Source organism: Oligoflexus tunisiensis (assembly GCF_001748245.1).
GTDB lineage: Bacteria > Bdellovibrionota_B > Oligoflexia > Oligoflexales > Oligoflexaceae > Oligoflexus > Oligoflexus tunisiensis.
Genome location: NZ_BDFO01000001.1, coordinates 5,885,471 through 5,896,001 on the forward strand (window position 1 = coordinate 5,885,471; position 10,531 = coordinate 5,896,001).

Annotated in this window: 12 protein-coding genes; 9 read left to right on the forward strand and 3 right to left on the reverse strand. The window is 56.8% G+C overall.

Translation table 11 applies throughout. The features are described from left to right. Positions 1 to 2 precede the first annotated feature (2 nt). The 3 genes from OLTU_RS24250 to OLTU_RS24260 all read left to right on the forward strand — a co-directional run bounded on the left by OLTU_RS24250 (position 3) and on the right by OLTU_RS24260 (position 2,577). Entirely contained in the window at positions 3 to 701 is a 699-nt protein-coding gene (locus OLTU_RS24250) for a hypothetical protein (protein ID WP_141735332.1), read from the forward strand. A gap of 85 nt (positions 702 to 786) precedes the next feature. Beyond that, positions 787 to 1,959, forward strand: a complete 1,173-nt coding sequence (locus tag OLTU_RS24255; RefSeq protein WP_141735333.1) for a methylated-DNA--[protein]-cysteine S-methyltransferase — start codon at positions 787 to 789, stop codon at positions 1,957 to 1,959. 3 nt (positions 1,960 to 1,962) lie between these two features. Further along, positions 1,963 to 2,577, forward strand: coding sequence for a DUF924 family protein (locus tag OLTU_RS24260; RefSeq protein ID WP_141735334.1), 615 nt, complete (start codon positions 1,963 to 1,965; stop codon positions 2,575 to 2,577). A gap of 3 nt (positions 2,578 to 2,580) precedes the next feature. Here OLTU_RS24260 and OLTU_RS24265 read toward each other — a convergent pair whose 3' ends face one another. Then, positions 2,581 to 3,276, reverse strand: coding sequence for a hypothetical protein (locus OLTU_RS24265; protein WP_141735335.1), 696 nt, complete (start codon positions 3,274 to 3,276; stop codon positions 2,581 to 2,583). 175 nt (positions 3,277 to 3,451) lie between these two features. Here OLTU_RS24265 and gap point away from each other — a divergent pair, with 175 nt between their 5' ends. The 5 genes from gap to xseB all read left to right on the forward strand — a co-directional run bounded on the left by gap (position 3,452) and on the right by xseB (position 7,844). After that, positions 3,452 to 4,447 carry a type I glyceraldehyde-3-phosphate dehydrogenase gene (gap, locus tag OLTU_RS24270; RefSeq protein ID WP_141735336.1) on the forward strand — a complete coding sequence of 332 codons (996 nt, stop codon included), beginning with the start codon at positions 3,452 to 3,454 and terminating at the stop codon, positions 4,445 to 4,447. Positions 4,448 to 4,629: 182 nt separating this feature from the next. Beyond that, positions 4,630 to 5,040, forward strand: coding sequence for a pentapeptide repeat-containing protein (locus OLTU_RS24275; RefSeq protein WP_141735337.1), 411 nt, complete (start codon positions 4,630 to 4,632; stop codon positions 5,038 to 5,040). Between the two features lie 27 nt (positions 5,041 to 5,067). Further along, complete coding sequence (locus OLTU_RS24280) at positions 5,068 to 5,760, forward strand: ferredoxin--NADP reductase (RefSeq protein ID WP_141735338.1); 693 nt, start codon at positions 5,068 to 5,070, stop codon at positions 5,758 to 5,760. A gap of 9 nt (positions 5,761 to 5,769) precedes the next feature. Then, positions 5,770 to 7,635 (forward strand): exodeoxyribonuclease VII large subunit, encoded by a 1,866-nt coding sequence (gene xseA / locus OLTU_RS24285; protein ID WP_141735339.1) that lies wholly within the window; start codon positions 5,770 to 5,772, stop codon positions 7,633 to 7,635. Then, positions 7,632 to 7,844: an exodeoxyribonuclease VII small subunit gene (gene xseB / locus OLTU_RS24290; protein ID WP_141735340.1), complete on the forward strand. Its 213-nt coding sequence runs from the start codon at positions 7,632 to 7,634 to the stop codon at positions 7,842 to 7,844. Before xseA ends, xseB begins: the two co-directional genes overlap by 4 nt. A gap of 115 nt (positions 7,845 to 7,959) precedes the next feature. On the opposite strand, the gene hflX is transcribed toward xseB, so the two are convergent. Further along, positions 7,960 to 9,294, reverse strand: coding sequence for a GTPase HflX (gene hflX / locus OLTU_RS24295; RefSeq protein WP_141735341.1), 1,335 nt, complete (start codon positions 9,292 to 9,294; stop codon positions 7,960 to 7,962). Between the two features lie 228 nt (positions 9,295 to 9,522). Then, positions 9,523 to 9,666 carry a hypothetical protein gene (locus tag OLTU_RS32080; protein ID WP_176736917.1) on the reverse strand — a complete coding sequence of 48 codons (144 nt, stop codon included), beginning with the start codon at positions 9,664 to 9,666 and terminating at the stop codon, positions 9,523 to 9,525. Between the two features lie 210 nt (positions 9,667 to 9,876). On the opposite strand from OLTU_RS32080, the gene OLTU_RS24300 reads away from it, so the two are divergent. Continuing rightward, positions 9,877 to 10,446, forward strand: a complete 570-nt coding sequence (locus tag OLTU_RS24300) for an HdeD family acid-resistance protein (RefSeq protein ID WP_141735342.1) — start codon at positions 9,877 to 9,879, stop codon at positions 10,444 to 10,446. Positions 10,447 to 10,531: the final 85 nt, after the last annotated feature.

A 10,531-nucleotide genomic window follows, 5' to 3' on the forward strand; every position in this document is an offset into this window, starting at 1 on the left:
CTATGAAAAACCTTCTGTTTCCTTCCATCCTCCTGCTCGCGCTCAGCAGCGCCTGTGGCACCAACCTCTTTGAAAGCGTCGCCGATCCGGATCCTGCGGACAAGGCCACCGCAGCCATGGATGAACGCAAGTCCGATGAGGCCATTTCCATTCTGGAAAAGGCCCTGCAGGATGAACCGGAAAACTGGCTCTATGTTTCGCTCCTGGCCAGCGCCAAGGCGCAAAAGGCCGGTGTGGATACCACCGATATCGCGCTGGAAATGGCCCAGGGCGGCGAGTCCTCGGGCAATCCCTTGACCGCACTTTTCACGGTTCTGCCGACGGCCACACAGGAGGTCATCGACCTTTTGAGCGAGGCCACGGAACTCCTGGCCAGCATTCCAGCCGATCAACTGGAGAGCGGGGATACCTTCAAAATTTCAATGTTCAATACCGCGTTCACCGCGTTGCAGGCCAAGTTCTTTGATGCCGATGGCAGTGGTTCATTCAGCGTGGAGGAGCTGCAGAGTCTGGATGAGGACGCCGCCGTCAACATTCTGAATAGCCTTCTGAACGCAGAAAATGCCGCCACCATCTATCAGTCCTCGGGCGGCACCGGTGATGCCACGAGCAACGTCACCCAGATCAGGTCCCAGATCGAACAACAGCCTGGCGAAACGCAGGCCGAAAAATTACGGAGCTACCTGGGCTCCGGCTCCTGACCATACAAATTTCCAAAATTGGACTTGAAAACCGAGGCCGTCCGCTGCCACATAGGAGCTGCACATCCTGGGGAGGGAGCGGACCATGCGCCATTACTGTTATTTCACCACGGCCATCGGCCCCTGCGGCCTCCTCTGGAATGAGACCGCCATCGAACGGGTGCAGCTGCCGGAAAAAAACCTGACGGAAAGCCGCCGCATCCTGACTCAGAAGATCAAGCCTTGTCAGGAAGTGGAGCTCGCGCAGGCGCCTGTCTGGGTTCAGGATGCGGCGCAGCGCCTGCAAACCCTTTTGCTCAAAGGCCAGGTGGACCTGTCGCCCATCCCGATAGATGTGAGCGCGGCCCCTCCCTTCTTTCGTCAGGTTTATGAAGTGGCGCGTAAAATTCCGCCAGGACAGACGTCCACCTATGGAGCCCTGGCTCAGGCCGTGGGTTCCCCGGGAGCGGCGCGGGCCGTGGGCCAGGCCATGGGACGCAATCCGCTGCCTCTTATTATTCCCTGTCATCGCGTGCTGGCCGCTGGCGGCAAACCAGGCGGTTTTACCGCCTTCGGTGGTCTGGTCACCAAGCAGCAGCTGCTGGCGATTGAAAGTGCGGGCGCACTCGATTGGCAAAGGGATTTTGCGGGCGCGGCGGTTCAGGCGGTGAGTTATCTCAAAAGGCAGGATGAAGTGCTGGGCGCGCTGATCGACCAGGTGGGTGCCTGTCGTCTGCAACCGAAGCTCGGCTCCTCGGTTTTTGCGGCTCTGGCGGAAGCCATTGTCTATCAACAGCTGCACGGCAAGGCCGCGGCCACGATTTTCGCCCGCTTTCGCAGTCTTTATCCCGAGGGTCCATTTCCCTCGCCGGCGGAGGTGCTGCGAACTCCGGAAGATCAACTGCGTGGCGCGGGACTGTCCCGTTCCAAAATGCTGTCGCTCCTGGATCTCGCCGACCGTCTCCAGCGCGGTCTGATTCCGGATATGAGTGAGCTGGCTCGCATGAGTGATCAGGAGATCATCGAGGTTCTCACCCAGGTGCGCGGCATCGGTCCCTGGACGGTCGAGATGCTTTTGATCTTTGATCTCGGTCGGCTTGATATTTTGCCGGTCACTGACTATGGTGTGCGGAAAGGTTTCGCCTTGACCTGGCGCAAGCGGGAGCTGCCCTCCCCGGAAACTTTGATGCGTCATGGCGAACGCTGGAGACCGTTCCGGTCGCTGGCTTCCTGGTATCTATGGCGGGCATTGGATCTTAAAACTTCTACAAATGAGTGAATCATGACGGCGTTTACAGAACCTTTGATTCAATCCATTCATGATCTTTGGTTTGGTGAACTGGATGCAGAAGGTCGGGCCAAACCCGAAAAAGTGCGGCAGTGGTTCACCAAGGATCCGGCCTTTGATCAAACGATTCGCAAGCGTTATTTGGAATATGTCGATCCCGCTTTCATGGGCGCGCTGGATCGCTGGACCAAGGACGATGCCGGGCTGGTGGCGTTGACGGTGCTGCTGGATCAATTCCCGCGCAATATGTTTCGCGATACGCCCCGGGCCTTTGCCTATGATAAGAAGGCTTTGGCGACTGTGGGTCTCGCTCTGCAGGATGATCGTTACCTCGCGATGCCGGCGCTTTATGCTTATTTCTGCCTCATGCCGACCATGCACAGCGAAATCCTCGAGGTGCAGGAGCTTGGACTGGAGGCCTTTACGCGGCTTGAGCAAAATGTCTCAATAGCGCATAAGGAATTGATCGGGACCGCGCAACGTTATGCAAAAGCCCACCGGGATATCATCGCCCGCTTTGGTCGCTTTCCGCATCGCAATCGGATCCTGGGCCGGGAATCGACGCCCGAGGAAACCGCCTTCCTGCTGGAACCTGGTTCCAGTTTTTGAGGCTCAGAGCAGGCCTTCCCATTGCAGGTTGAAAAAGACCTGAAAACGGCCGGCATACTGAACTTCCGGCTTTTGATCGATAAAGAGCTGTTCCTTCAAACCAGGATAATAGAGTTCGGTCCATTGAAAAAGAAAGGATGTGGCGCGGGCGAGTTTCAATTCCAGACCGGCCGACGCCTCCACTCCAAATAAATCGAGATCATCCTGATCCCAACCGCGCCGATACCGATCGCCACCCGCCTGCAACGCAAAGATGGGTGAAAAGCGGGCCTGGCGCCACGGATGAGCTTCCACCCCCAGCATCAAACCATACTGGGTCGCAAACAGTCCCATCTCCTCATCCTGCGATTGATAACGCAGCGTTTGAGTGACGGCCAGCCAGGGCTCGGCATATTCCAAAAACCGCAGTTGGGCTCCGAAGCCGTCGCGGGCCATCAGAAGTCCTCCTCGCAGGGAAGCCTCATGCCCCGCGGCCTCGGGCCCGCGCCGCCGGGCCACGCCATGGTCCCGTTTTTCGAGCGGGGCGGTCGTGGAGTCTGCATCCCCATGATCCAAAATTTCGGGATCCGGCGTCGCGGGTTCTATCGGCAGCCTGGCGGTTGGCATGGATTTCGAGGCTCGGCTGAAAGCCGGTCCGGACGCCATAGCGAGCCCGAGAACCAGCAGTCCTTGGGAAATACGGGAATAATCGAAGTGCATGCGGATCCCTCGCCCATTGGATTTATCTAAGTCTATTTTACTCAGTTTTAGGCCAAAGAACAGTTTTGAAGCCCGGGGCTGAGCCAGAGGCCGCGGCTATAGCTTTTTCCAGGAACGCGGAGTATAAAAGGCTGCTGTTTGATAGATAGAAACTGACCAGTTAGGAGTTGGGATCATGACGGTAAGAATCGGCATTAACGGTTTCGGTCGTATTGGTCGCGTTGTGGCGCGCGCTGCGCTCGCACGCAAGGACTTTGAAATCGTCCATATCAATGACCTGACAGATACCAAGACGCTTGCCCATCTTTTCAAATATGATTCGGTGCATGGACAGCTGAACGCCACAGTGGAAGCTGCGGCTGATGGCATCATCGTCAATGGCAAAAAAATCACGGTTTCCGCTGTGAAGGATCCACGGGAAATTCCCTGGGGTGATAAGAAAGCCGACATGGTTTTTGAATCGACCGGCCGTTTCCGCGATCGCAAGGATGCCGAGCTGCACCTGAAAGCTGGCGCCAAAAAAGTTCTGATTTCCGCTCCGGCCAAAGGTGAAGACCTTACCGTGGTTTACGGCGTGAACCACGAGAAATTGAAGCCCGAGATGACCGTCGTTTCGAACGGCAGCTGCACCACGAACTGCCTCGCTCCAGTGGCGAAAGTTCTCCACGAAGCCTTCGGCATCGAATACGGTCAAATGACCACGGTGCATAGCTATACCAATGACCAGCAGCTGCTTGACCTGCCCCACTCTGACCTGCGTCGGGCCCGCGCTGCTGCGATGAACATGATCCCCACCTCGACCGGTGCCGCCACGGCCATCGGCCTCGTGTTGCCTGAACTGAAAGGCAAACTCGACGGGATCTCGATCCGCGTTCCCACCCCCAATGTTTCGGTGGTGGACCTCAACGTTATGGTCAGCAAAAGTACCTCAAAAGAGGAAGTCAACCGCGTCCTGCGTGAAGCGGCCAACGGGCCTCTCAAAGGAATTTTGAACTATACCGAAGAACTTCTGGTATCATCCGATTTCAATGGCTCGACCTATTCGAGCTCGGTCGATGCGGATAGCACGATGGTCATGGGTGGCCGTATGGTAAAAGTGCTGGCCTGGTATGACAACGAGACCGGCTTCAGCAATCGGATGCTGGATGTTGCCGCTCTCATGAGCAAATAGGTCAAGGTCAAAGACGGGAGGAAACCAGCCGTTTCCGCCCCGTTCAAAACAGCCAGGATGGCTTCATATGGGAAGCCCCCTGGCTGAATTCGTCTTTGCAAAAGCAATCGGCGCATATAAAGTAGATCATCTATTCAATTAAGTCGTCGCCCGCACTGTTAGCGAAGCTGCCTGAGGTGGACATGAGCAAGAATTCGGAAAATCTGGTTACTCTGACTCGGAAAGAGGTTCTCGAAATCCTGGCCGAGACCAAGGAACTGGTTGGCTATGACATGAGAAAAGCCAACCTCGTGAAGGTGGATTTTTCCGGCTGCGATTTGCGCAAGGCCAACCTCTCTTATGCCAACCTGAAGGATGCTTCCTTCCGTGATGCCGACCTGCGCGGCACCTCACTTTGGAGTGCGAACCTCGAGGGCGCAGACTTCACGGGTGCCAACCTGGAAGATGCGGACCTTGATTATTCCAAGCTGCGTGGCGCAATTCTTTACAGGGCTAACATTCGTCGAGCCACTCTTCCTACAGAGCTGATCTCGCGCGAGGACATCATGGCCTCGGTGCAAACCGGCTGCAAAGTTGGTGTGAAACGGGTGTGATGCCTTCTCAACTGAAGGAATCATCAGGTGAAAACCAAGGGTCGGGAATTCCGCGCTTCCGTGCGACGGATCGAATATGTGGGGCGTCGCTACGCAATCATCGAAGCACAGGGTACACCCGATTTTAACCATAGTCCCGGACAGTTCATCAAGATTGCCTTTGTGGACAAGCAAGGAACCTTCGAACGCTACTATTCGATCGCCTCAGCGCCGCGGAATGATCACAGCTTCGAACTCTGCATTATTCTGGATGATGAGCGAACCCGCGATCTCGTGACCGCATGGGCTCCCGGTTCCACCCTCATCTGCAGTGCTCCTTCGGGTCGTTTCACCAATCCGCCCAAGGACCAGCCTGTGGTCTGCGTCGCCGGAGGTTCCGGCATCACCCCGCTCAAGGCCATTATCGAGGATCGCCTGGAACACGGCCCCAGCGCCGCCACCGTTCTGCTCTACGGCTGTCAGAGCGATACGGAAATTCCTTTTTTCGAAGCCCTGCAGAGCCTCGGGCGTGAACATCCTTCGTTTCAATTGCAAATATTTGCCGACAATATTTCCATGGGCCAGGCCCTGGCGGGTCGTCCCCTGGATCAACTGGAACATTTTATATTACCGGATGCGCATTACCTTTTGTGTGGGCCCCCGGGCTTTATGGAAGCCGCCCGTCGCCTGCTCGTGGAGCGCGGCGTGCGAGCGGACGCCATTCATCAGGATCGCTATTAGGACTCCGCTATGAGTGTCTACTATATCACGCAAGCCCAGGGCATCCTGGTCAGCGGCAAGACCTATCCCTATCGCGAAGTGCTTCGCAATCTCGGCGGTCAATACCAGGCGCAGGATAAGAGCTGGCTCCTGCCGCTCAATGACGAAATCCTGCAAAAAATCGAAGAGCTCTGCCGCACCATCGGCGGCGGCCCGCAGAAGGCCCCGCGTGCCGCGCAGAATGCCCCACGTTCGACTTCATCAGACCACTCGGACAGCGCCATACGTTCGACTCCAGCGCACAGCGCCCCGGAGAATGCCCTACGCCCGCCTTCATCGACCCGCGCCCCAGCCGCCATGATCAGCAATGAACCCCTGGTGTCCGACGCCGGTTTTGAACCGGCGCCGCGATCGCTGCAAGGGGACGGTTTGACGATTGCGGAACTGATGCAAAAGCTTCAGCTCGCGATCGCGCAGAGTTTTCCACGCAGTCTGTGGGTCATCGGCGAAATTCAAAACTTTCGCCAGACGGCCACCGGTTCCTATTTTCAGCTGGCTGATTTCAAGGAAGGCGCCTCGCGTTCTGCGACCATGACGGTGAATGCCACGATCTGGCGAAGCCAATGGCAGGATATGGAACGCAAGCTGGGACGCGACACGCTCAAGGAACTCCTCGCGGATGGCCTGCGGGTGCGGATGCTGGTCGATATTTCCCTCTTCAAGGATCGGGGACAGATCAGTCTGCAGGTGCAGGGCATCGACCCCTCTTTTACCAAGGGCAGCCTGGCCCTCGCGCGGGAAAAATTGCTGCGGGAGCTGCGCAGCAAGGGCCTTGATCAAAAAAATAAACAGCTGCCGTGGCCCGCGTTCCCCCTGCGGATCGGCCTGATCAGTGCCGATGATTCACGGGCCAAGAGCGATTTTCTGGATCAGCTTTTGGTTTATGGTTTTCCAGGTCAGGTGCTGTTTTATCCCGCGCAGATGCAGGGGGAAAATACCCTGCGCGATGTGGTGGCTGGTCTTCAGGCTTTGGAAAGCCGGCACTGTGATCTGATCGTCATCACTCGCGGCGGAGGCAGTGCCGCGGATCTGCGCTGGTTCGATAGCGCGGAAATCGCCTATGCGATCGCGGGATCACGCGTGCCCATTCTGTCCGCCATCGGTCACCACGAGGACGTGTGCGTGGCCGAGGAGATCAGTGCGCGGCGGGAAAAGACGCCGACAGCGGCAGCGGACTTTTGTGTGCATCTTCTGCAAAAAACCCGGGAGCGCATCGAACAGCTCAGTCTGATCATGTCGCGTTCGATGGATGAGCGGGTGCGTCTGCAGACCCAGATTCTACAAAATCTCAAGGCCCGCCTGCATCTTGGAACCAAACAGGTCACGCATCAGCATGAATCGCATCTGCAGGCGGTGCGCAGTGAACTGCAGATGCGCAGTGAGCGACGTCTTCTGCAATGGAGCACCCAGACGCAGAATCTGCGGCAAACGCTTTTTCAGCGTTGGCAGTTCGTCCTGCGTGAGCAAGGAACAAAACTTCAGCGCCTCAGTCAGGATTTGCACCAGCGGGCGAGCACCGCGCTGCTCCCCAGGCGTTACGAACTGGAGGATCAAAAGCGGGCTCTGGCTTTGGGAACCCGTGAGCGACTTCAGCAGCATCGGGAAATACTTTTACATTTGGAAAACCGTTTGATCCAAAGCGATCCCCAACCCTGGATGGCCCAGGGCTGGACTCAGCTGTTCGCCCACGGAAAAAAGATCGACCGTGCGGAGCAGCTCGAGACCGGGATGCAGCTCCGGGCGCGGCTGATGGATGCCCTGCTGGAGCTGAAACTTGAGAGTCTGACGCGCATCGATTCGAAAAAGTCTGATATAAAGAAGGAGTCTCCCCTATGAAAGAATCGCAAACCTATCAGAAAATGCTGGAGGAGGTCGAAGGCCTCGTTCGTGATATTGCCGCTCCTGACCTTGATCTCGATCTGATGGTGCAGAAAGTGGAACGCGGTTACGAATTGATTCGCAGCATGAAGTTACGCCTGGAAGAAACCAAAACCCGGATTGATCAGCTGCATCAGCGTTACGATGAATCGGAGGCGGGCAGCTGACGACCCCAAACGTCAGCCGCCACCCCATCGTCAGCCGTCAACCTAAACGTCAGCCGTCAACCTAAACGTCAGCCGTCAACCTAAACGTCAGCCCCGGAGGGGCCAACTCAAAACGTCAGCCCCGGAGGGGCCGGGCCAACCGCGCCTTCAATTGAGCCATCACCGCTGGCGTGGCCCGCACGGTGACCTCAAGAACCTCACCATACTCCTCCTGCTCCATTTGAATCTGGCTGCGAAATTCACCCAGAACGCTTTGCTTCCCATAAGGAATCTTCAGCCTCTCACGGACCAGGGTTTGCCCAAAAAAATCGATCAACCGTTCCCGCAGCATCCGGCCATCATCCGGGTTGAGCGCACTCACCAGCATGGCCTCAGGAAACTGCTCCTTCAGCCTTTCCTGTTCCGCAGGACTGATCTGATCCACCTTGTTGAGCACCGTCCACATCGCGGTCTCTTCCAATCCCAGTTCCTTCAGCACCGCATTCGTCACGGCATACTGAGTCGCCGCATGAGGATCAGCGGCATCAATAACATGCAACACCAGCCAGGCCTCGCGCGCTTCGGCCAGCGTCGCATGAAACGAAGCGATCAGCGCATGCGGCAGTCGATTGATAAAACCCACGGTATCAGTCACCAGCACGGGCGGTGTCGCCGGCGGCGCCAGCTGCCGTGTGGTGGTCCCCAGCGTCGCGAAGAGTTTATCCTCCACCAGCACGTCACTGCCCGTGAGGCGTCGCATCAGCGAGGATTTTCCGGCATTCGTATAACCGACCAGAGCCACGCGAAAAACATCGCCCCGCACCTGGAGTCTTTTGTCCGCTTCGTGACGCAGCTGCTCAAGCTCCCGCCTGATGGTGGCGATCCGCTCCCGCTTGCGTTGCTTGGCCAGCTCGACATTCGAATGCCCGCGGGAGGCCCGTCCCCCGCCCCCTTCCCGATCACCCAGCGAATGATCATCACGAATGCGCGGCAGTTCATACTCAAGCCTCGCCAGTTCCACTTCAAGTTTGGACTCCCGGGTCTGAGCCCTGGCCTCAAAAATTTTCAGGATAACGGCGACGCGATCCCAGACCTCAGCCCCGAGGGCCAGTTCCAGGTTTCGCATCTGACCCGGCGTCAGTTCATCGTCCACAAACACCGTGATGCCCGATACGACTGCCTGCTGGGTTTCAGGCCCCCGTGCTATCGTACCAGGCCCTCCGGTGATGGCGGCGATTTCTTCCAGCTTGCCCTCGCCGATGAAGGTCGGCGCCCCGCGATGGCTGCGTTTCTGGATGACCCGGGCGATGCAGGAATAACCCAAATCCCGCGTCATCAGTTCAAGCTCCGCAAGCGAATGCGCGACGGCGGCATCCGTATCCTCGGGAAGCTGGATGGCAATTAAAATTGAGGGACGTAAGGATGAGGAAACGGCACCGTTGGCCGCTCTGGGATGGCGTGAAGGTTTCATGAGGATGTCCTCGCTGCTTTCGTTGCTCAATGCCTGTCAATGCGCAGCTCAATCGGTCGTCGGCGAAAGGACCAATTTGCTCGCGGAGCTGCCAGGCGATTTAGCGAATCCGAATGGACGCGATTCCCATGAAAACTTTCCTTAAGTCATGAAGTGAACCAGCCACACCTTCTTATCGGCATAAGGGTGAGGCCGGCTGAAATATTACGCCAATTTCAACCAGCTTGATCAGAGTGAATCCACGCGGTGGAACGCGGCCCGGGCGCGAAACGAATCGAGATTTTGCCGATACATCCTGTTTTCCAGATTATAGAAAAATCCCAGTTGGTGCTGCTGCGAAAAGTTACGAATAAATTTCAGGACACGTTGCATGGTGGTCTCCTCTTCCAAACTTAACGTTTCATTACAGACTTTGTGCCAAAATTTGTTCGCTGTTATTCCAAGGGCTTGGGCTTCACGGGCCCCAAATGTTGTCCGAATTTGGGACTGCGTTCTTTGCTTACGGATGATTCCCAATAGTTTGCGTGGCGGTGATCCTTTATGGTGAGGGTTGATTGAACTCCATTCGGATGAGGAGCTTTTATGGAAACACAGATTGGACGAAGCTGGACCTTGTGGTTGGTGCGTGGAATCGTGGCCCTGCTCTTCGGACTCGTGGCATTGATTTCGCCGTTCGCCACCCTGACCTCACTGGTGATGGTCGCGGCCGCATTTATGGTTGTGGATGGGATCTTTGCGTTTTTTTCGCTCTTTTCCCGGCGCGACTCACCCTTCTTTTGGACTTCGTTCTTTGAAGCCCTGGTTGGTGTCGCGCTTGGTGTCCTCCTTTTGATGTGGCCTGGCGTTGCGCTTCTCACTTTTCTTTATGTTCTCGCAGCGTGGGCGGTGGTCACCGGAGTCTTTGAAATTGTTTCGGCCGTTCGCCTGCGCAAGGTGATTGAACGGGAATGGGCCCTGGGCCTCGCAGGGTTGGCCTCCATTGTGTTTGGGGTGGCCGTCCTGGTCTTCCCCGGACTCGGCATGGTGGCCACAAGCTGGATGCTCGGCGGTTATGCCATCATCTTTGGCGTCTTGATGATGAACATCGCGATCAATGTCCGCCGCGTGCAACACAAATTCGGTGGAGGCATGGGAACGCCGAAAGCCGTTTGATCCAGCCCGGTTAAAGTCCAGGCAGCAGCCGCCTTCCAGCTCTCCGGCCCCGGTGAAAAGGGATGGACTTTCGTCCGGATTTCGG

Coding starts and splice junctions, on each gene's coding strand:
- OLTU_RS24275 (WP_141735337.1), top strand. CDS start 4,630: ATGAGCAAGAATTCGGAAAATCTGGTTACTCTGACTCGGAAAGAGGTT.
- OLTU_RS24260 (WP_141735334.1), top strand. CDS start 1,963: ATGACGGCGTTTACAGAACCTTTGATTCAATCCATTCATGATCTTTGG.
- OLTU_RS24250 (WP_141735332.1), top strand. CDS start 3: ATGAAAAACCTTCTGTTTCCTTCCATCCTCCTGCTCGCGCTCAGCAGC.
- hflX (WP_141735341.1), bottom strand. CDS start 9,294: ATGAAACCTTCACGCCATCCCAGAGCGGCCAACGGTGCCGTTTCCTCA.
- OLTU_RS24265 (WP_141735335.1), bottom strand. CDS start 3,276: ATGCACTTCGATTATTCCCGTATTTCCCAAGGACTGCTGGTTCTCGGG.
- xseB (WP_141735340.1), top strand. CDS start 7,632: ATGAAAGAATCGCAAACCTATCAGAAAATGCTGGAGGAGGTCGAAGGC.
- xseA (WP_141735339.1), top strand. CDS start 5,770: ATGAGTGTCTACTATATCACGCAAGCCCAGGGCATCCTGGTCAGCGGC.
- OLTU_RS24300 (WP_141735342.1), top strand. CDS start 9,877: ATGGAAACACAGATTGGACGAAGCTGGACCTTGTGGTTGGTGCGTGGA.
- gap (WP_141735336.1), top strand. CDS start 3,452: ATGACGGTAAGAATCGGCATTAACGGTTTCGGTCGTATTGGTCGCGTT.
- OLTU_RS32080 (WP_176736917.1), bottom strand. CDS start 9,666: ATGCAACGTGTCCTGAAATTTATTCGTAACTTTTCGCAGCAGCACCAA.
- OLTU_RS24255 (WP_141735333.1), top strand. CDS start 787: ATGCGCCATTACTGTTATTTCACCACGGCCATCGGCCCCTGCGGCCTC.